This is a genomic window from Pseudomonas sp. LAMO17WK12:I1 (assembly GCF_900177315.1).
Taxonomy (GTDB): Bacteria; Pseudomonadota; Gammaproteobacteria; order Pseudomonadales; family Pseudomonadaceae; genus Aquipseudomonas; species Aquipseudomonas marginalis.
In genome coordinates this window covers 166,105-185,994 of sequence record NZ_FWZV01000015.1, presented here as the reverse complement: position 1 = coordinate 185,994, position 19,890 = coordinate 166,105, and the positions used below count along the sequence as shown (strand labels likewise).

Sequence of the window (19,890 nt, the reverse complement as noted above, 5' to 3'; positions counted from 1 at the left end):
ATTTCCCATGGGTATGAAGCATCTGTTTACCGCACTGGCATTGGGGCCATTGGCGATTGCCGTCGCACAGGCCGACCAGTTGAGCGACATCCTGGCCAAGCAGTCCCTGAGTTGCGGCGTCTACGCTGATGTGCCGCCATTCTCCGCGCCGGACCCGAAAACCCGCGAGTTGGTGGGCATGGACGTGGACCTGTGCAAGGCCCTGGCCAAGACCATGGGCGTGGCCCTGGAACTCAAGCCGCTGTCGGTTGAAGCGCGGATTCCCGAAGTGAAAATGGGTCGCGTCGACGTGATCTTCGCCAACCTGGCCTACACCAAGACCCGCGCCGAACAGATCCAGTTCAGCGACCCGTACTACATCGCCAAGGAAACCCTGGTGGTGCGCGCGGCGAATGCCGACCAGCCGAAAAGCTTCTTCAAGGACAAGCGCATCAGCTCGACCAAGGGCTCCACCTCCGAGCAGTCGATACGCCTTGCCGGGGCCACGCCTGTGACCTTCCAGGACACCGGCTCGGCCTACATGGCGTTGCAACAGAACAAGGTGGTGGGCCTGGTGACCAACACCATGACCGCGCTGAAACTGGTCAACCAGGCCAAGGCCAGTGGTGTCGAACTGGCCTTGGCCAAGGAGCCGATGGCCCTGGAACCCATTGGCGCCGGTATGCGCCGCGATGAGCCGGCGTTTCTTGTCAAGGTCAACGAGTCGTTGATGGCGATGGAGAAGGCCGGGGAGATCGATGCGATCTGGGACCGCTGGATCGGCCCGAACACCGAATACAAGATGGTCCGCGAGGACAAGGTGCAGAGCTTGAGCGCATTGAAGTTCGAGCCGTTGCCTTGAGCATGTTGAGTGTCCAGTTGAAAAGTCAATTCCGATGAATATCTTGTCCAGCTAGAAAATATGAATAATCCCTGCGCATCAGGGAAGACCGGGATCTGATATGGGTTCCGGTTTTTTTACACTTCCATTAGCCTTCGAAAATTTCCTTTAATTAAGCTCAACGGTTGCTGATCGGTATAGCTTTTATTCGAGCGCAGAGATAGTCAAGCAAATCCCGGATGGCTTGAAAAACTGTGTAGTTTTGATACGTCGGAACGCGGTTAGAAGTCGTCATAGATATTTTTTGAATGTTGCTGCGGTGATCGCCATAGTCACTCCAAGTAACACGGAGCAGGGCAAAAACACAGCCATAGGGTTGAGTGAAAAGGGCAGGGATAGGTAAATGATCCAGGGCACGATCAGCAGTGGTAGCACTGCTCGTTTAGCGCGGTGATAAACAAAACTGCTTTCTCGCCCGGCTCCAAACTTGCGCAGGTCGCGGCGCATCAAACCATCGATAAAACCGGTGAGCGTTGCCAGCAGAAACAGTGGCATGGCCAGAACCAAAATGGTAAGTCGCACCATGAAGGTGAAGCTGACATATACCGCCGCAAGTATAAAATCCTCGATACTCACGTAGAGTTGGTTGATCCAGCTCCGGAAGCCGTCGCCCTGGCCCGACAGCCGCGTCTGCCGGGCAAAATCCGCAAAGCCAGTCTTCACCAGCAGCCACTGATTGAGGAAGTCCAGCCACTGGCCCACAGTTCGACCAGGTTGTTGGAGGATGAGTGACGCTTTGAAGTGCTCGCTGAGCCATCCCAATTCGCTATTCAACATGGCTTGGCTGTGCCGCCAGCCCTGATCACCCCAGAACAGTAGCAACCCGGCGAATTCAATTAGGATCGAGAACAGCAACGAGGCAATCAGAAATCCGATGATGCGCAGGACCAGGCTGATCGCCGAGATGATCAATCCCGGGCGCTGAATCGGTTGTGGCGGCGTGTCCCGGATGGAAGTCGACATTGTTTACTCCATCGCGCGTTGCAATTTGGTGTCGTCAAGACGCCTCCTGGATAGTTTTCTGCTGAGTCGAAACCTGTGGCGAGCCCGGGCTATCCCACCTGATACAGATCGAAATTCGTGGTTGGACCGCCACCGCTTGCGCTCCACCATTTCCCCGCCTGCTCGTTATAGGTGGCCCGCATTCGGTGGGTAAGCTCCTGCAGGTCTTTGGGCATGGCATCGCCGTTGGAAGGTTTTGGCAACGGCATGCGGACTTTCCAGAGCTGGCCACCGGACTGAAAGGAAAACATTTGTCCCTTGGGCAAACTGACGATGTGAGCAGGTTCGATCAGCGGCACGCTGGTGGTGCTGACACGGTCCTGTGAGGACGAGGTGAAGTCCGTGTTGGCCTCAGGATCGGAGGTGTCGGTGGCGCCCGACACTAGGGTCTTGGTCAGCACATTAACCTTGGGCAACTGCTGGGTGAGCAGCTCCGCAGTGGCGGTTTCACGCACCCGCAGCATCTGCAGGGTATTGAAGTTGCCGATGACCTGCCCAGCCTTGGCGCGATTGCCAATGCGAGCTTCGATATCGCTGAGAGTCTGGGTGTAGGCGGTCACCTGGATGCCGGCGCCGCCACCCTTATTGATCAGTGGGATGAACTCATCACCCATCAACTCGTTGAACTCATCGGCGTGCAGGTTGATGGGAAGCTTGCTGGCACTGCTGTCTGATTGGGGCAGGCCATGGTCGATACCGTGTTTGTAGATATGTCCGGCGACCGAGACCAGGTCGGCGAACATGGAGTTGCCCACCGCGGCCGCCACCTCGGCGTCGGTCAGCGCATCCAGGCCGACATAAACGATGCCGCGTTTTCGGATAATCTGCATCCAGTCGAAAATTGGCCGCGGGTCATCTAAATCGGTGTAGTTGGGGGCCAGTAACTGCGCGGTCTTGCCGGTGGTGAGTTTCTCCAGCAGAGGCAGTAGCGAGGCAACGATTTTGTCGAAGTAAGTACGGTCGTAGCGCACCGCCGAACGCAGTCCGTCCAGCACCGGATCAAATACCCGTTTTGCCGCCAAATATTGTTCGATGGCCACCACCCGCTTTTCGCGTCCTACCATATGCCGGGGAATGTTCTTCTCGGTGAGCTTGCCTTCGAGCTGGACGATTACTTCCCACGCCTTCGGGTCGGTCTTGGCGAAAAACTGCTGGGCGTACTCGATGAACAGGGCGTCGATGTTGACCACATGTCGCTGGATCTGCAGGTAGTCCGGACGCCGGCCCAACTCGATCAGAGCGCGGGCGATGATGTTGACGAAACGCCAGGCAAACTCACGGAAGGCCGCCGAGTTGCCTTCACCGCTGAGCTGCCCGGCGATGCGCGACGCCACTTCCGAAATACGCCCGAAACGTCCTACGGCGTTGTAACGCGCGGAGATCTCTGGCCAGCCTAGGTGGAACACATAAAATTCTTTTTCCCGACCGGCGCGCTTGGCTTCGACGTACATCCGCTTGAGCAAATCGGCATCGCCCTTCGGATCGAAAACGATGACCACCTCATGTTCGACGCGGTGAATGTCCTGGGTGATGTACACCTCGGCGAGTCGCGTCTTGCCGACGCGAGTAGTGCCCAACACCAGGGTGTGTCCGACCCGTTCGCCCAGTGGCAGACTGACCTCCGTTTCTTTGGGCTCGACCCCATGCAACAGCGGCGAGCCACCTACCGGGGGCAAAGGGCGCAACGGATTGAAGGCACTGTCCCAGGCGATGACGCGGGCCAATGTCGAGAGTGGAAACGGTGCGTGCTCCAGGCGCCGTTCGAGTCCACGTGCCAGACGGTAACAGATCGATTGGTCGACATAGTGGGCGACCGCCGGATCCTGGGCCTCGACCAGGCGCTGGGTGTGCAGGCGGGTCCAGCGAAAGCCGCGGCCCATGAACAGACGCTTGCGGCTGACCGGAATCTGCCGACTGGTCAGCTCGTAGCGGGGCAGCCGACGGATATTGCGTCGATAACGCAGCACCTCCCAGGCTTGTCGCAGCCGGATAAGGCCGAACAGGGTATAGGCCAGCGCCGCAACCAGACCGATCTCGGGTGACAGGGCCACAGCCCAGGGCGAGTACACGCACAACACCGCGGCAGCGATACAGATTGCTACGGTATACAGCTCCACCGCTGGCCGGAGCTTGGACTCCATCGCATGTTCGGCCATGATCTGGACTCACTGTTCCAGTGAGGTGGCAGTGATCAAGACGGGATAGTGCTCAATCTGCAGGCGGGTGGCGATGTCGTTGCCGTTGACCGGCAGGATGGTGATGCCCGGAGCGGCTGCTCGAATCCGGGCCAAAGCTTCATTATCGGCCACTTCGACGGCTAGACCGGCCGCGCCCATTTCCTGCAGTTCAGTCGCGCGTTGACGCAACCAAGCCAGTGACTGGGGATCCTCACCCACCAGGAAAAATGGCCGTAAGCCCGGCATGTTCAGGGTGCGAGACGTGATTTGGCCGGGGCTCAGGTGAGAGCTGCGGACGGGCAGTATCCAGGCTTCATCGGCAAACGTGGACAGGTCCGCATGCATAGCCCGATCAGGCGGGACCTTGTTGTTTATTGGCGGCCTGGCAACCTGAAAGTGGGGGCGGGTGAAGTCGCTAGGCTGATCCCCGGCTACGGTCAGTTCCGGATGGGCGAAAGGTGCCAAGAGCAGGAGGAAATAACAGGCAATGAGCGTTCGCTTCATGGTGGTGTGCCCTGTTTGAAAGAAATCAGCACCCGTTCGAGTTGCCGGGAAAAGCCGGCGCGGTAACGCGCGGCCGGTGTTCCGCCTGCCGGGCGGTGATAGCGTCCGGCCGCTGATACCCAATCACCGGAGGTGGCGTGATGCTCCTGCAACAGCGCGGCGGTCACGGCGAGATTTCGGTAGGGGTCGAGGGCTTCGCATGGGCTGGAGAAACGTTGCCCGTGGAAACCCAGGTTGGTTTGTCCAAGACCTACGTCGATCCGCTTGGCGTCATGTCGGGCGAGTGCCTGGAGCAAGGCGTGACAGGCGGCCTGGCGAGTCGCGAAACGGTAAGGTCTACCGGCAATATTCAGCGTCCAGGGCCAAGGCAGCAGTCGACCACGGAGGTGGGTACCACTCTCCTGCAGGGCAATCGCGAACAACACCGAGGAAGGGACGTTAGCGTCATGCGCTGCCAGTTGATAAGCCGGAGGCGGAAGTTCGTCAGCCTGGACGGCGAGCACCATCAGCAGGAGCGCAAGGGCAATCAATCGAGACGTTGCCATTGTCCGTTCACCTGCTGAAATGTGACGGGTAGGGGTTTTGGGGCCCCCAGGCTGAACCAGCGACCACGATCATGGTTCAGGGTGATTTGTCGGCGTTGAACCTTGCTCGGATCAATGCCTGCCTGCCGGGCCCAGCCACGGACATGTTCGTCCTCGCCTTGACTGCCCACGAGGTAAATATCAAATGCTGTATCACCACTTTGCAGACGCTGCGCTTCGGCGGTGCACGCAGGGCAATGGTCCTCGACAAACAGAGCTTGGCGCGGTTCTACCGATGAGCTGACAGGGGGCGGGGATGCCATACCTTGGATCGGCAACAGCCCCGGAAACAGCTTGGCCCACGCCGAGGCGTAAGCGTTTTGGTAGGCCAACTCGCGCTCGGCGCGTTTGGCTTCAATCGCGACCTGCAATTCGGCATAGCGCTGACGCTCTTGGTCGGTCTCTGCCTCGACACCGAGCGCAGTCAGCGGATCGAGGTTCGGACTCCAGAAACCGCGCGGGCCGGCTTGAATCTTTTCGAAGCGTGTCCACTCTTGCTCCGTCAGACCCCAGTTTGTCGCCTGTTCGGAGTCAGAACGTCCCAGGGGAGCGGACTGTGTGTTCTGGGCCCGTGACTGTGTTGGGACGGGATTGCCCGTTGCTGCGACTGTGGTCAATAGAGAAACGAGACAGACGACGGCGGGCAGTAGCGCTCTGTTCATGATCGCGTCTCAAGGGAGTTTCACGGTCTGGTCTGGTTGAGCCGTCACCGCGAAGTTGGCCGAGTTCGGCTCCAGTACTTTCAGCTGCCATATGCCGAGTTGCTCGCCGTTGTGCAGCAACTGGATATCCTTGAGCGAGCGACTATCAGGAGGAGCTACCGCCAGAAAGCGCTCGCCACCGCGAGATTCAACACCCAGAACTGAGAATGGCGGCGAGAGCGGGGCAGGCTTGGGGCGAGCGGCTTTTTTCGGCTTGGCCGAGGAAGCTGTCGGTGGTGGGAGTGATGGCTGGGTCTTGAGGTCCAGGAGTTGCTGCTCGACGTGCTCAAGTCGTGCACGTAACCCGATCATGTCGGCTTCTGCGGCACGGTCTGCCAGACCGTCGCGTAGCTCCTGAATCTCTTGCGCCCATTGATCCAACATCGGGTTGAGTGTATTGGCCTGTTGTTCACCGGAGTCGACCATCTGCTTCAAGTCTTTCAGCGCGTACTGCAGCTTCTCCTGTGCATCCATGAGGGTGCTTGAATCACGTTGCAGGGATTCCAGAGTCTGTAGGCGTTGTGCGTTGGCATTTTCCAACTCGGTCACGCGTTGATACTGGTTATACAAACCACCACTGAGCCCGGAGACCGCCAGGCAAAGTGAGCCGACAATGAAGGTTTGGAACGTCGAGGCTTTCATGGGCGTGCCTCCGGCTGATGGGGCACGCTGGGTGCGACCCGCACGACGGCAGCATCATTTTTTTGCCGTTCGAAGCAGACCGAACGGCTGACCTCATCGATCGTGAGTTGCCAGGCGGGGCCAGCCAGTACTTGTAGAGCGTTGCGTAATGAGATCGGGCCGAGCCGGTAATGGGCGGCGGGCAGAGGCCGGGTAAACAGTATCTTTACTGGTTCGGCAGCAGGGCAGAGCGAATAACCTGAGCGCTGCAGCACATAGTGCATCGCTTCCTGTACCGAGGGATTCAGGTTGGACGGAATGCTCACGTCAATGATTTGAGCGAGAAGATCACGTTGCTCTGTCGTGGGCTCGGTGCTGACCAGCGTATAGCGGCCATAGCGGAGCTCTGTCGGATGACTCTCTTCGGCCGTACTCCTTGAAAGCTGTGCCCGATTGGAACCACCGGCAGTCTCTGGACTAGTCGGCAATGGGGTGGGGATCTGCGCCGTGCAGGCGCTCAATAAACCCAGCAGGCAGACAGGCGTGAAAAAACGCTCCATGGAAAAAACCTCATGTCAGATTCAGTGCAGAACCTGACATGAGGTGAAGGAGTGATTCAGTGAGTAAGTTGATTCAAGACGAGTCGTGTTTAAGTTGAACGCGTTGCTATTTCGTCATAAATGGCTAGCCCATCCAAAACGGTAGCGTCGGGGTCAAAGATCAACAATCGCACATCCGCCAACGCCGCCAGATACAGTACGTTGACCAGGGCTTCCGGCGTACCGGCGTAGAGCTGCTCTTGCCTTAGCGACGAGTAAGGACTGCCCTCGATCTTCATCAGGTTCTCGTCGGTCCAGGGCGTGCCGATCAGCTTACACCCGATGCCATTGCAGTCTGTCAGGGCAAAGGGCTCAAACAGAAGTCCGGTTGGTCTGGAGTCGACATTGCCAACCCGGCTTTCCAGGTGGCGCAGTGCTTCGTCAGTGAGGTGGGTGGTACTGATTTCCCAGGCTCGACTGTAGTGTCCTGTGTCGAAACTCAAACGATGGACCATGGCTTGGGCTTCTTCCAGAGAGTACAGGTCACCGACGTGATGTCGCTCGTTGAGCATTTCACCATTCACGGCGTAGATCACTTGGCGCACCAGCCCGGTGGATTGGTAACGTTCATCCAACTCATCCGGAATCAATTGGTCTTCGCTGATTATGGCGAAATCATCGCAGAACAGGCAGGGGAACAGTTCTAGCGCATCGTCGGGCAGATGAGCTTGTGAGTCGTGTACGGAGCGAAAGCAGGGAGGGCAGTCGTTCGCGTAGGTGATCAGCAGCAGCCGTTCGATAGATAGATTGTCATAGCCGCGAACGAATGGGTTTGAGGCCCCCAGCATCGCTGGGGCTTGGGTAGTGGATTTCATGACTATTCTCCAAGATGAAAATGAACAAGGCGCCCGAAGGCGCCTGTAAGGGTTACAGCCAACCGTATTCGGCAAGAGAAAGTGGGCGACCTTCACCCACGATGAAGTGATCCAGTACGTGAACCTCGATCAAGGCCAAGGCCTCTTTCAACCGTGCGGTCAAGACGCGGTCTGCCTGGCTGGGTTCTGTACATCCCGAAGGGTGGTTGTGAACAAAAATGACGGCTGCTGCGTTATGCGCTAAGGAGCGCTTGACGACTTGGCGGGGGTAAACGCTAGCGCCATCGATGCTCCCGTGAAAGAGGATCTCGAATGCCAGAACGCGATGGCGAGCATCGAGAAAAATCACACCGAAAACCTCATGCTCTTGAGGTGCAACATGCAGTTTTAGGTATGAGGCCACGGCGTCAGGTGACGTCAGGCTGGGGCCGCGGGTGAACAGTCGTCGATCCAGAATGTGCAGCGCTTCGTCGATCAGCTGGTTTTCTAGGACGATACGATCAGCCTCGACATTCGAGGTTTCGATGAGGGTGAGTTGGGTGCTCATGGGAGACCTCCGAAGGGAACAATCCGGGGGTACACACCCAAGGGGAGTGTTGTCCCCGAGGTGGATATAGAGTGACGGGCATTGCCCGATGACGCGCTGTTTACAGCTGAGTGAATCGGTGGCGTTGTCCGTTCAGGTGTGAATCACAACCGTCGCAGGGCAATGGGGAGACGGTTCTTATCCCCCGACCGGTCTCGGGATCGAAATCGGCACTGATGGGCATTAGCCGAACCAGTCGATGATGGAGACCGGCAATGCATTTCTCGATCTCATCCGTCGTGTAGTAGAGCGATAACGTGCTGTAGTCCTCGTAAGCCATAGCGAATAGGCAGTCGTCGCAAAGCCAGAAGGATTCCATATGGGTGCTCCTGTGCTGATTGAAAAAAAGGCGCTCGATTGAGCGCCTTGATGTAAACATCGTGGATTGTTCAGGCGGGCTGAACAGTACGTGTGGCGACACGGCGGGCCGTGCGGGGAGTGGGTGCAGATTCAGGCTCAATCCTGGACTCTGTTGGGGTGTCGGTATCCTCAGCTTCGGCATCAGCCAACGTTGGGGATGGCTCACTGTTTGGCGCTTGCTCAGCAGGTGCTGTTGCCTCCTGCCTGGCAGGCGCTTTGTACTCGAACGTGCCATTGACTTTGATCCAGTCGATGTACAGCAGACGACCTTTCAGGCTGGCGCCCGGCTGGCCTTGTTTAGCGCCTTTCTCATAGAGAAATGGGTCGATCCACAGGTCGCCGATACGGAACGACAGCAAGACCTTTTTCTCGGCTTTGACGGCGTCCATATAGAGGCGAATCAAGCGTTCAGCTTCGCCTCCAGCGACTTTGCAGTCGAAGCGGGTGTACTCGACCGCATCGGTGGCACCGTGCAGGGCGGCGATATCGCAGGCCATGAATGGCTGGCCGCGGCGGACTTGTACTTCACGAACACGGTTGAGGTAGCCGATACCGACAGTGTGCAGATTGAAGTAAGTGGTCGCTTCTTGGGAATGGTTGGCTTGGGCCATGGTAGTTCTCCTGTTTCAAGGGAAAAACGGCGACGCACGACCCCAGACGGGGGAGTGAGCCCCGTCAGGGTGGGTAAGATGAAGGCGAGTAATAAACGACTCGTCACCGGCAAGCCAATGACAAACAGAACGATGCACCGGGGGAATGGCGGTGTAGCAAAAGAGAATCCGCAGCAGTGGTCCGCGGACTGGGGTAGTAGGCATTCATCACCGCTGAAGCAGCAATCGTGCGAGCCTCCGAATGCTGATCGCACTTGGGTAAACCACCACAAGCGTGGCGTAGCCTTGAAGGTTCAAGCTACCTGGGCTGGGCTGTCAACGACAGCGAACCACGCCCTTTTTATAAGCCTGTCACAGATGAGGATCAAGACGTTGCTAGCCGATTTTTTAAGACCAGAACGCAGTAGCTGTCACTGAGCTAAAAAACTGGGTTGCAAGCAGGCTATCGTGCTGGTGGACGTCGACCTGGAGTTGGCGGTCAAGGCCATTACCGCGTCGTAGGTTCTACATTGAACAAGTCCGCAATTGCGCTGTGCGGGCGACGCGAACAGGCATTCGCGGGCACGTGCGCCATGTCAATACGCGGGCCCCGGGCCGTCGCCAGATATGAAGTGCGACACGGCACCACGCCCCGTGGCTCGATATCAACAAACCGGATTTCCACGCCTAGTCCGCTGGTCATCTCTTTCTCAGGAATTCTTTCAATGCCCGGATGATGTCGAGCGCCGATTGATTCGTGATGCGTCCTGGAACCTGATCGAACATGTGCGGCGCGCCAGGGTAGAGGTGAAGTTCCATGGCAACCCCCGCGCGCACGAGCCTCATTGCAAAATCGACGTCCTCGTCGAGGAACAGGTCTTGGGAGCCGACTGAGATGAACGTCGGCGGCAGGTTGTGCAGGTCGGCTTGCAGGGCCGGCGAAAACAGACCGACACGCTCATCGTCCAGGGTGTAGCCGCCGCGAAGGCACTCCCAGCAGAACTGGTTGGGCGCCGGCAACCAGCTGAACGTGCCCGTGTCCCGGCTCGGGTACGGTGAATTCACCGAGCCGGTGCGGTGGTCGAGCATGGGATAGATGAGCACTTGGCCGGCGAGGGGGTACGAGGCCCGGTCGCGAGCCGCGATCGCCAATGCGGCGGCAAGCCCGCCACCGGCGCTATGTCCCATCACCACCACACGCCGGGGATCCAGGCCCAGCTCGTGATAGTTTTCAAACAGCCAGCCAAGGGCGCTGTAGCAGTCTTCGAGGGGGATCGGGAAAGGGTGTTCGGGCGCGAGTCGATAATCCACGGCAATAATCATCGCGCCCAGTTCATTGGCCAGGTCGGCCAGATAATCATCGGCCATCTCTGGCTTGCCGAGTACGAAGCCACCGCCATGGATGGACAGGATCGCTGGAAGGAGGTCATCTCGCGTTATGGTTTTCGGCCTGTAGAGGCACAGGCGCAGACGTTCGGCATCGGCACCTGTGATCCAGCAGATCTCGCACCGCGCGCTGTGCCCGGGCTTGAAGGTCGAGTGTACTCGGGCACGGATGGCCGGCAGCGTGCTCAGCGACCATTGCTCCGTACCAGAAGCCACCAGGCCATTGAATGCAGGGTCGAGAAATCCGTCAGGCTTCAAGGTTACGCTCCCCTTGGCGTCGAGCGCGGGGGCACTCAGGTGCCCCGCGTGTTGCAGGTTACAGCCAGGCTTTGACTTGCGCGCAGACCGCCCGGGTGGAAATACCGTAGCGATCATGCAAGGTCGGCAGGGCTCCGGCGTCCAGGAAAGCGTCTGGCAAAGCGATCTGCCTGAACGTTGGCGTGACGCCATTGCGCAACAGGACCGTCGCCACCGCTTCGCCCAAGCCGCCAATGATCGAACTGTTCTCGGCGGTCACCACCAGGCGGCCGGGCTTGCGAGCTTCGGCGAGAATCGTCTGTTCATCCAGAGGCTTGATCGTTGGCACATGCAGCACCGCGACATCCACGCCGTCTGCCTGCAGTTGCTTGGCGGCTTCCAATGCACGCATCGTCATCAATCCGGTGGAAATGATCAGCACATCATTGCCGGTGCGCAACGTCTTGGCCTTGCCGATCTCGAAGGTGTAACCGTACTCGTCCAGCACCAACGGCACGTTACCGCGCAACAACCGCATGTAGACCGGGCCTTGATGCGCGGCAATGGCCGGCACTGCCTGTTCGATTTCCAGCGCGTCGCAGGGGTCGACGATCATCAGGTTGGGCATGGCGCGAAAGATCGCCAGGTCGTCCGTGGCCTGGTGGCTTGGACCGTAGCCGGTGGTGAGGCCTGGCAAGCCGCAGACGATCTTGACGTTGAGGTTTTCCTCGGCAATCGCCATGCAGATGAAGTCATAGGCACGCCGGGACGCGAATACCGCGTAGGTCGTGGCAAACGGCACGAAGCCTTCCCGGGCCATGCCCGCCGCGGCGCTCATGAGCAACTGCTCGGCCATGCCCATCTGGTAGAAACGCTCCGGATGAGCCTTGGCGAAGATATGCAGGTCGGTGTACTTGGACAGGTCGGCGGACAGCCCGACGATGTCCGCGCGCTGCTCCGCCAATGCGGCCAATGCATGTCCGAATGGCGCAGGTTTCGTAGCCTGGCCTTCAGCCGCAATCGAGGCGATCATCGCCGAGGTGGTCAGGCGCTTCCTGGCCGGTTCGCCCGTCGTGGCGGGTGTATTGGCAGCGTTGCTCATGGCTGTTTTCCTTCTTCGAGATTGTCCAGCGCCAGGTCCCACTCGTGTTCTTCAACGCGGATGAAATGGGTCTTTTCACGGTTTTCCAGAAACGGTACGCCCTTGCCCATGCGCGTATCGCAGATGATCACCCGAGGCTGGTCGGCGGGGTGGCTCCGCGCGGCATCGAATGCCGCCACCAGTGCATCCAGGTCGTTACCGTCGACACGCTGGGTGAACCAGCCAAAGGCTTGCCAGCGATCGACGATCGGCTCGAACGAGAGGATTTCGCTGGAGTAGCCATCGGCCTGCTGGTTGTTGACGTCGACAATGGCGATCAGGTTGTCGAGCTTCCAGTGCGACGCCGACATCACCGCTTCCCAAGTCGAACCTTCGTTCAACTCTCCGTCCGACAGCAGGTTGTAGACGAAGGCGGGCGAGCCTTTGCGCTTCAGGCCCAGGCAGGCGCCTACCGCGATACCCAGGCCTTGGCCGAGGGAACCGCCGGTGATTTCCATGCCCGGCGTGTAGGTAGCCATTCCCGACATGGGTAGCCGGCTGTCGTCCGCGCCATAGGTTTCCAGCTCGTCGAGCGGAATGATTTCGGCCTCGATCAAGGCGGCATACAACGCAATCGCGTAGTGGCCGATGGAAAGGTAGAAGCGGTCGCGCTCCTCCCACACAGGATCTTCGGGCCGATAGTTCATGGCGTGGAAGTAAGCGACGGCAAGCAGGTCAGCAGCGCCGAGGGCTTGGCCGACGTAGCCTTGGCCCTGCACCTGTCCCATGCGCAGTGCGTGACGACGGATGTTATGGGCGCGCTCGGTCAGCGACTTGGATGAAACGTAAGGAGCAGGGGTGGTCATGGTAGAACTCCGTTTACTCAACGATTGACCAGCGCGGCGGGAATGCGCAGCACCAGCAAGGCACCGCCCAGCAGCACGCCGGTGATCAGGTACATGCCGATGGCACTGGAGCCGGTCTGCGTGGTGATCCAGCCGATCAGGTAGGGTGAGCAGAAGCCCGCGAGATTGGCGAAACTGTTGACAGCGGCGATCCCTGCGGCAGCCGACACGCCACCGAGCAAGGTGGTGGGCAGCATCCAGAACATCGAGGAAGCGGACAGGATGCCGGACGCCGCCAGGCACAGGCTCAGGATGGATAGCAGGACGTTGCCGCCCATCAGCGCCGCGAGGGTCAAGCCCACCGCACCGGCGACCATCGGCACAATAAGATGCCAGCGCCGCTCGCGATGTTTGTCACCGCTGCGGCCGATCAGCAGCATGGCCGCGATCGCGCAGAGGTAGGGCAGGCTGGTCAGGAAACCGATGTGCAGCGGGTCGGAAACCCCGGCGTTGCGGACCAGTGTCGGCAGCCAGAAGGTGATGGCGTACTGACCCATGACCACACAGAAATAGATTCCCGCGAGCAGCCACAGACGGCGGTCACGGATGAACTCGCCTACCGAGGCATGGGTGACTTTTTGCTGGTTGTCCTCGGCCAGTTCACGGCTGACCAGTGCTTTCTCGTCGTCATCCAGCCAAGTGGCCTGATGGACGCCATCCTTGAGATAACTCAACACCAGCAGTCCGATAACGACGGTGGGAATGGCTTCGAGCACGAACATCCACTGCCACCCGGCCCAGCCATGCACGCCGGCGAAGTGGTTCATGATCCAGCCGGAGAGCGGGCCGCCGACCATGCCCGACAGCGGGATGGCAATGAACCAGAGCACCGTCATGCGAGCTCGCCGATAAGACGGGAACCAGTAAGTCAGATAGAGCAGCAGTCCGGGGGCCAGGCCCGCTTCGGCGACGCCGAGCAAAAAGCGCAGGGCGTAGAACTGCCAGGCGGTTTCGACGAAGGCGAACAGGGCGGAAATGATCCCCCAGGTGATCATGATCCGCGCGATCCAAACGCGAGCACCGACCTTGTGCAAGATGATGTTGCTGGGCACCTCGCAGAGGAAGTAGCCGATGAAGAACATGCCGGCGCCCAGCCCGTAGACGGTTTCGCTGAGCGCCAGGTCATTCATCATCTGCAGCTTGGCGAAGCCGACATTGACCCGATCCAGGTAGGCGCACAGATAGCACAGCATCAGGAAAGGCATCAGCCGCCAGGCTGTTTTCCGGTAGGCATTGGAGCGCACGGTCGAAACCGCTTCGAGCGACAAAGTTGTCATGATGGTCCGATCTCTTGTTTTTATTGACCGCCAGGCCCGAAGGCCTGGCTGGCGTCGTCGATCCAGAACCGCACGGGCCGCATTGGCCCGCCCAGGTGCATCAGTGAATCAGCATTCCGCCGTTTACATCCAGGGTGATGCCTGTCAGGTAAGAGGATAAGTCGCTGGCCAGGAAGAGCGCGGCGTTGGCGACATCCTGGGCTTCACCCAGGCGGCCCAACGGGATGCCATCGATGATCGCGTGGCGACGTTCGTCCTGCATCAGGCCGCCGGTGATATCGGTGTGGATCAGGCCCGGGGCAATGGAGTTGACCCGCACGTTGTCCGGGCCCAATTCGCGCGCCATCGCCTTGGCCAGCCCCAAGACGCCGGCCTTGGCCGCGCTGTAATGCGGCCCACCAAAAATGCCGCCACCGCGTTGGGCGGACACCGAAGACATGCAGACAATGCTGCCGCCTTGCTGCTCGCGCATCAGTGGGATTACCGCCTGCGACATCAGCAGGGTGCCGCGCAGGCTGACGTCCAGTACCTTGTCGTAATCGGACGGACGGATATCGAGGGTCTTGAGCGGTTGGGTGATACCGGCGTTGTTGACGAGAATGTCGATGCGGCCGAAATGCTCGATGATTTGAGCGACGGCCCGTTGGACCAGGGCTTGATCAGCGACGTTGGCCGCAAGACCCAGATGACCTTCGCCCAAGGCGTTGGCGGCATCGCGTGCGGCAGATTCATCCAGGTCCAGAATCACCACGCTGGCACCGTGCTGAGCGAATGTCGTCGCGGTGGCGCGGCCAATGCCACGGGCCGATGCGGCGCCAGTGATGATTGCGACTTTGCCTTGAAGAAGCATGGAGGATTCCCTCGAATTGTTTTTATTGGGTCGGTTCGGAAAAAACCGATGACTCAGCTTCTTCTCTGCTCCCTGGCTGAGCAATGGCCTAAAAATCATTCAGTGCTGAAAAAAATTCAGCTCTGGTCGCGTCGTGACTGGAAGCTCGGACGAAAAAGCTCAACAATCACGAGACTTGTTGCGGAGCGACCTGCCATGCGTACCGATGTCGATGCACCTGTGATCCTTCCACCGCTGAAAGCAATTCAGGCTTTCGAGCAAACGGCGCGCTTCAGCAACGTCGCCCGGGCAGCGGAAGTGTTGGACCTGACGCCCTCTGCGGTCAGTCATCAACTGGCGAAGCTTGAAGCCATGATTGGTCGGCAATTGTTCGTGCGTGCCGCACGGGGCGTAACCCTCACACCTGTGGGCGAGCAGTACCTCAAGGAAGTTTCCGGCCTGCTCCATAGCCTGGCCGTCGCCACCGAGCGCGCGGCCAGCGACGTAAGCCTCGATTGCCTGCGGTTGCACTCGGCGCCGAGCTTCGGTTTGTTGTGGTTGATGCCCCGGCTGGAAGCGTTCCGCGCAGCCAATCCGGATATCCAGATCAACCTGTCGTGCTCCTACGAGTCGCTGCATTTCAGCCGCGACAAGATCGACGTGGATATCCGCCACGGCACGGCGAACTGGCCCAGTTACGAAGTCCGCACCGTGCAGAACGAAACCTTCGCTGTGCTCGCTTCGCCGAAGCTGCTCGGGCAATGCCCGATCCGCCGGGCGTCCGATCTGTTGGATTGCGACCTGGTGCTGTCCGAGGCGACGTTGCTCAAATGGCCACAATGGTTCGCCCAGCATGGCCTGGCGCGCCCGGAAAAGCCTTACGCATTGAGCTTCGACCGGTCGTACATGTCGCTGGAAGCCGCCAGTCATGGGCTGGGATTTGCCCTGGAAAGCACCTTGCTGGCCAGGAAGTACCTCGCCTCCGGCAGCCTAGTCGAAGTGGCACCAGAGGCACTTAGCGCGCCCGTGGCCGCCCATCACCTGGTGTTTCCGAAAGCGCACTCCAGCTTCCCACGTGTCCGGCGTTTCCTGGAGTGGATGGAAAGTGAGCTGGGGCAGGGGTTTGCGTATTGAGTGAGGCGCGGCCAGCGTTTCTACCGTCGCATTTATGCACGCGACGCTTGAATTTCCTCAGGCGTCCGATAAGGATTTGCTCTGACTTCCGCCATTGGCCATGCTAGAAATCGAGCCCGACCGTCTGTGCTGCTTATCAGCATGATTTTCGATCGAAAGGGCTGCAGATAGAATACTTAGTCGCGGGCAACCACTTCCATCGTGTGGTGTTATTGCATTGGGATTACAAAGAACAGTAAGCCTGGCGGAATGCCAGGCAAAGAACAGAAAAAGCCACCTTAGGCGGACTTACGCAGCCGATAAGCTCCTCGCAAAACATGATTTAACTGCGCCATGATTCGCCAACCGACCCTTGTCGTGGCCTGGGTCGGAATCTGCTGGCACGCATCCGCGCACAAAGGGCGCCCAGTGTTTCCCCGGCGGGCTCCGGGATTGAATACGACCGCTGAGGCGGATGACCGCTACTGCCTGGCAGAGGCAACAGTGGTCATCCGCCCCCGTGATCAGATCGAGCACATATCAGGAATGAAATTCCACAGAAAAGAAGGCTCCGAACTCAAGGAGTCCGACCGAGCTACCCGGAGCGAATCGGTCTTGGGTCGCCATTGGCGATGATCCTGAGGCACTACAGCAGAGAGGGTGGGACGACGTCAAGCCCGTGAGCGTTCCCTCATAAGACGCTACGTTATCCGCAATGAAGGTGATTACTTACTGCCGAGATGAGCAGCTAACTGTTCAACGGTTGCCAAGATAAAAGCACGGTCGCTTTCTTTCAGTCCATTCAAAATACCCGCGATCATCTGGCCCTGGTCATTGGGACGATTACTCGATGCCGTCAGCAGTTCATCCATCCGGCAATCGAAAATGTCCGCTAATTGCATCAGCTTGACTACGGACAGCTCCACCACACCCCGCTCCAGGCGCGAGATGGCTTCGCTACCAATCCCCAAGCGTTCAGCCACCTCTTCCTGGGTAAGATTACGCTCGGTGCGGTGCTTCGCGATCATGCGCCCGATTTGGGCTTGGGTTGGATGTTTATGTGCCAAGTGATGAGATCTCCAGTTCAACCCGAATGGTTGAGCAAAGACTCGTTGACATGAACATCCTTAAAGGTTGAGTATCAACTTATTAGGTTGTTGTAGTGACTGAAATAGCTGTATATCGCGACGTGATTTCTATTCCACCAGGAATCAGCGTCCAAGGTGGTCGGTGAGAATGTAAGCCTGATAGGGCTAAGCTGAGAGATGATTGAGCATGGAAGACGAAAACAAGGACATGGATCTGATCTGGGATCGAACACTGGAGCTGTTCATCAAAATCCATGATTGTCCTGATAACCCTGAACACTTCGACAGCCTTGTTCATTGGCTCAACGAAAGTCCTGCTCACCTGAAAGCGTTCAACGAACTCGGGCAGATATGGATTTCTACTGGCATCGCCTTGGCCCGAGAAAACGGACAACCTTTGATCGATTTGGAGCGGGATCAGGCGCCGCTGATAATGCATTGAACAGTGCAACACCAACCTCATGACGAATTCAACTACACGGTCATTGACGCTGCGTCTCTTTTCCTATCGGCGTAGTGCCCGTGCAGTTCGGGTACTGCGAGCATGACCAGAACGGACCAGATTTTCCCTTACGCTTGATCATTGATGCATTGCAAATGGGGCAGGTCGGCCCGGATTCGATCGGTATCGACAAGGTGAGCGATCCACAGTGTTCGACCAATTGCGCAATCCAGTTCGCCTGCTTGGCGACGAACGCATCCAAGGTCAGGCGTCCGGCTTCGATCTCGTCCAGAGCTTGTTCCCAAACCGCGGTCATACCTGGATCTGCGACGGCGGCCGGTACTGCCTCGATCAGTGTATGGGCTGTAGCGGAGGCCATTAAGGCACGTTTTTTCTTCAGCAAATAACCGCGATCAATTAACCCCTTGATGATACCGGCTCGCGTGGCTTCGGTACCGATACCGGTGGTGTCCCGAAGTTTCTGTTTCAGTCGTGGGTCGGTGACCAGCTTGGCGACGTTTTTCATGGCCTTGATTAGATCACCCTCGGTGAAAGGTTTGGGAGCGGTGGTACGCATGGGCTTGAGTTCGACGTCGTCCACTGCGCACTTAGTACCTTGTTGTAGAACCGGTAAGACTTGGGACTTGTGACTGGGCTCATCTTCCTCGGTGTTTTCGCAGAGTAAGCCTTTCCAGCCCTGGACCAGGATCTGTTTGCCAACAGCGATCAAACGTTCTTCGCCACATTCCAGCTCGACCTGGGTTCGATCAAACTCATGATGCGGCAGAAATTGCACGAGGTAGTGGCTACGAATCAGTTCGTAGACTTGGCGTTCTTGTTCAGACATCCGCTCCAGGTTTGCCGGCTCGGTGGTGGGAATGATGCCGTGGTGCGCGGTGACCTTGGCATCGCTCCACACGCGGGAGCGCAATGATCGATCGAGGCTCCCGAACGCAGGTCTGAGTGCCGGATCCGTTTCGAGCAGGGCGTCGAGTACTGCGGGAGCCTCGTTGAACATACTCTCTGGCAAATAGCGGCAATCGCTGCGCGGGTAGGTGGTGGCCTTGTGGGTTTCATACAGGGCTTGTGCGATATTCAGGGTTTCCTGCACGCCGAGCCCCAGCTTACGCGAGCAGACTTCCTGCAACGTGCTCAGGTCGAAGGGCAGGGGTGGTGCTTCGCGGGAATGTTCAGTCTGCAACGAGCGCACCGTGGCGGACTTACCATTGGTGATGGTGTGGACCGCGTGATGGGCAAGCGCTTGTTGCAGGCAATGCCCCGCCTCGTCCCGCCCTAAGCGTGGCGGTAACCACGATGCGATGAATCGCTGGCCCATCGACGATAGGAGCACTTCAACGTTCCAGTAAGGTACCGGGACGAAGCCGGCAATCGCACGATCCCGATCAACCACCAGACGTAAGGTGGGTGTCTGGACGCGCCCTACTGACAAAACGCCGTCGTAGCCTGCCCGCCGACCAAGAAGGGTAAACAAACGACTGAGGTTCATGCCGATCAGCCAGTCTGCGCGGCTGCGGGCGAGGGCTGAGTGATAAAGCGGGAAGGTCTCCTGACCGGATTTCAGCGAGGACAAGGCTTTGCGGATCGACGCCTCGTTGAGTGCGGATAACCAGAGGCGCTCGATAGGGCCACGATAGTTGCAGAGCTCCAGTAACTCGCGGGCAATCATTTCACCTTCGCGATCGGCGTCGGTTGCGATGACGACGGTGGTAGCGTCACTGAGCAGGCGTTTGATGACTTTGAATTGTGCTGCGGTCTTGGATTTGACCTCGACCTGCCACTGCGCGGGAATGATCGGTAGATGATCCAACGACCAGGATTTGTACTGATCACCATAAGCTTCGGGTGATGCGGTCTCCAGCAGGTGGCCTATACACCATGTGACGGTTGAGTCGATGCCGATCAGGCAACCGTCACCACGCCGGTTGGCTCCGAGAACTTTGGCGATGTCACGACCCTGGGACGGTTTCTCGCAGAGGAAGAGACGCATAGAACTGCTCCGAATTGAGTTCAGAGCAGCGTTGTTGGAAATAGCAATGGCGAGATACGAGAAACTTGAATGGCAGGTTCCTCATATTTAGTCGGTGAGGGAGGG

21 protein-coding genes are annotated in these 19,890 nt (G+C 58.5%); 3 read left to right on the top strand and 18 right to left on the bottom strand.

The features are described 5' to 3' along the window. The first annotated feature begins 7 nt into the window (after positions 1-7). Positions 8-841: an ABC transporter substrate-binding protein gene (locus tag B9N88_RS26330; protein WP_027606136.1), complete on the top strand. Its 834-nt coding sequence runs from the start codon at positions 8-10 to the stop codon at positions 839-841. Positions 842-1,111: 270 nt separating this feature from the next. Here the strand turns inward: B9N88_RS26330 and B9N88_RS26325 are convergent, their stop codons facing one another. The 16 genes from B9N88_RS26325 to B9N88_RS26250 all read right to left on the bottom strand — a co-directional run bounded on the left by B9N88_RS26325 (position 1,112) and on the right by B9N88_RS26250 (position 15,155). Further along, positions 1,112-1,843 carry a TIGR03747 family integrating conjugative element membrane protein gene (locus tag B9N88_RS26325; protein ID WP_027607332.1) on the bottom strand — a complete coding sequence of 244 codons (732 nt, stop codon included), beginning with the start codon at positions 1,841-1,843 and terminating at the stop codon, positions 1,112-1,114. A gap of 89 nt (positions 1,844-1,932) precedes the next feature. Further along, complete coding sequence (traD, locus tag B9N88_RS26320) at positions 1,933-4,038, bottom strand: type IV conjugative transfer system coupling protein TraD (RefSeq protein WP_027607333.1); 2,106 nt, start codon at positions 4,036-4,038, stop codon at positions 1,933-1,935. Between the two features lie 9 nt (positions 4,039-4,047). Beyond that, complete coding sequence (locus tag B9N88_RS26315) at positions 4,048-4,563, bottom strand: integrating conjugative element protein (RefSeq protein WP_027607334.1); 516 nt, start codon at positions 4,561-4,563, stop codon at positions 4,048-4,050. After that, positions 4,560-5,108: a lysozyme family protein gene (locus B9N88_RS26310; protein ID WP_027607335.1), complete on the bottom strand. Its 549-nt coding sequence runs from the start codon at positions 5,106-5,108 to the stop codon at positions 4,560-4,562. The genes B9N88_RS26315 and B9N88_RS26310 overlap by 4 nt, the downstream gene beginning before the upstream one ends. Further along, a complete protein-coding gene (locus tag B9N88_RS26305; RefSeq protein ID WP_027607336.1) occupies positions 5,090-5,809 on the bottom strand; it encodes a TIGR03759 family integrating conjugative element protein in 720 nt (239 codons plus the stop codon). Before B9N88_RS26305 ends, B9N88_RS26310 begins: the two co-directional genes overlap by 19 nt. 9 nt (positions 5,810-5,818) lie before the next feature. Beyond that, positions 5,819-6,490 (bottom strand): chemotaxis protein, encoded by a 672-nt coding sequence (locus tag B9N88_RS26300; RefSeq protein ID WP_027607337.1) that lies wholly within the window; start codon positions 6,488-6,490, stop codon positions 5,819-5,821. Further along, complete coding sequence (locus B9N88_RS26295; protein ID WP_027607338.1) at positions 6,487-7,029, bottom strand: PFGI-1 class ICE element type IV pilus protein PilL2; 543 nt, start codon at positions 7,027-7,029, stop codon at positions 6,487-6,489. The genes B9N88_RS26300 and B9N88_RS26295 overlap by 4 nt, the downstream gene beginning before the upstream one ends. Positions 7,030-7,118: 89 nt before the next feature. Beyond that, positions 7,119-7,883, bottom strand: coding sequence for a DUF5983 family protein (locus tag B9N88_RS26290; RefSeq protein ID WP_027607339.1), 765 nt, complete (start codon positions 7,881-7,883; stop codon positions 7,119-7,121). A 52-nt stretch (positions 7,884-7,935) separates the two neighbouring features. Beyond that, positions 7,936-8,430 (bottom strand): RadC family protein, encoded by a 495-nt coding sequence (radC, locus tag B9N88_RS26285; protein WP_027607340.1) that lies wholly within the window; start codon positions 8,428-8,430, stop codon positions 7,936-7,938. A 100-nt stretch (positions 8,431-8,530) separates the two neighbouring features. Continuing rightward, positions 8,531-8,788 carry a hypothetical protein gene (locus tag B9N88_RS33015; RefSeq protein ID WP_027607341.1) on the bottom strand — a complete coding sequence of 86 codons (258 nt, stop codon included), beginning with the start codon at positions 8,786-8,788 and terminating at the stop codon, positions 8,531-8,533. A gap of 70 nt (positions 8,789-8,858) precedes the next feature. Beyond that, positions 8,859-9,440: an STY4534 family ICE replication protein gene (locus B9N88_RS26275; RefSeq protein ID WP_027607342.1), complete on the bottom strand. Its 582-nt coding sequence runs from the start codon at positions 9,438-9,440 to the stop codon at positions 8,859-8,861. A 678-nt stretch (positions 9,441-10,118) separates the two neighbouring features. Beyond that, positions 10,119-11,063, bottom strand: a complete 945-nt coding sequence (locus tag B9N88_RS26270; RefSeq protein ID WP_027607343.1) for an alpha/beta hydrolase — start codon at positions 11,061-11,063, stop codon at positions 10,119-10,121. Between the two features lie 58 nt (positions 11,064-11,121). Beyond that, a complete protein-coding gene (locus B9N88_RS26265) occupies positions 11,122-12,144 on the bottom strand; it encodes a transketolase family protein (RefSeq protein ID WP_027607344.1) in 1,023 nt (340 codons plus the stop codon). Beyond that, entirely contained in the window at positions 12,141-12,989 is an 849-nt protein-coding gene (locus tag B9N88_RS26260; RefSeq protein WP_027607345.1) for a transketolase, read from the bottom strand. Before B9N88_RS26260 ends, B9N88_RS26265 begins: the two co-directional genes overlap by 4 nt. A gap of 17 nt (positions 12,990-13,006) precedes the next feature. After that, positions 13,007-14,305, bottom strand: a complete 1,299-nt coding sequence (locus B9N88_RS26255) for an MFS transporter (RefSeq protein ID WP_043293739.1) — start codon at positions 14,303-14,305, stop codon at positions 13,007-13,009. A 100-nt stretch (positions 14,306-14,405) separates the two neighbouring features. Beyond that, positions 14,406-15,155: an SDR family NAD(P)-dependent oxidoreductase gene (locus B9N88_RS26250; RefSeq protein ID WP_027607347.1), complete on the bottom strand. Its 750-nt coding sequence runs from the start codon at positions 15,153-15,155 to the stop codon at positions 14,406-14,408. Positions 15,156-15,350: 195 nt separating this feature from the next. Here B9N88_RS26250 and B9N88_RS26245 point away from each other — a divergent pair, with 195 nt between their 5' ends. Further along, complete coding sequence (locus B9N88_RS26245; RefSeq protein WP_027607348.1) at positions 15,351-16,268, top strand: LysR substrate-binding domain-containing protein; 918 nt, start codon at positions 15,351-15,353, stop codon at positions 16,266-16,268. A 704-nt stretch (positions 16,269-16,972) separates the two neighbouring features. Here B9N88_RS26245 and B9N88_RS26240 read toward each other — a convergent pair. Continuing rightward, positions 16,973-17,314: a helix-turn-helix domain-containing protein gene (locus B9N88_RS26240; RefSeq protein ID WP_027607349.1), complete on the bottom strand. Its 342-nt coding sequence runs from the start codon at positions 17,312-17,314 to the stop codon at positions 16,973-16,975. Between the two features lie 208 nt (positions 17,315-17,522). Here B9N88_RS26240 and B9N88_RS26235 point away from each other — a divergent pair, with 208 nt between their 5' ends. Next, on the top strand, positions 17,523-17,777 hold the full coding sequence (locus B9N88_RS26235) for a hypothetical protein (protein ID WP_027607350.1): 255 nt from the start codon (positions 17,523-17,525) through the stop codon (positions 17,775-17,777). A gap of 40 nt (positions 17,778-17,817) precedes the next feature. On the opposite strand, the gene B9N88_RS26230 is transcribed toward B9N88_RS26235, so the two are convergent. Further along, complete coding sequence (locus B9N88_RS26230) at positions 17,818-19,785, bottom strand: DNA topoisomerase III (protein WP_027607351.1); 1,968 nt, start codon at positions 19,783-19,785, stop codon at positions 17,818-17,820. Positions 19,786-19,890: the final 105 nt, after the last annotated feature.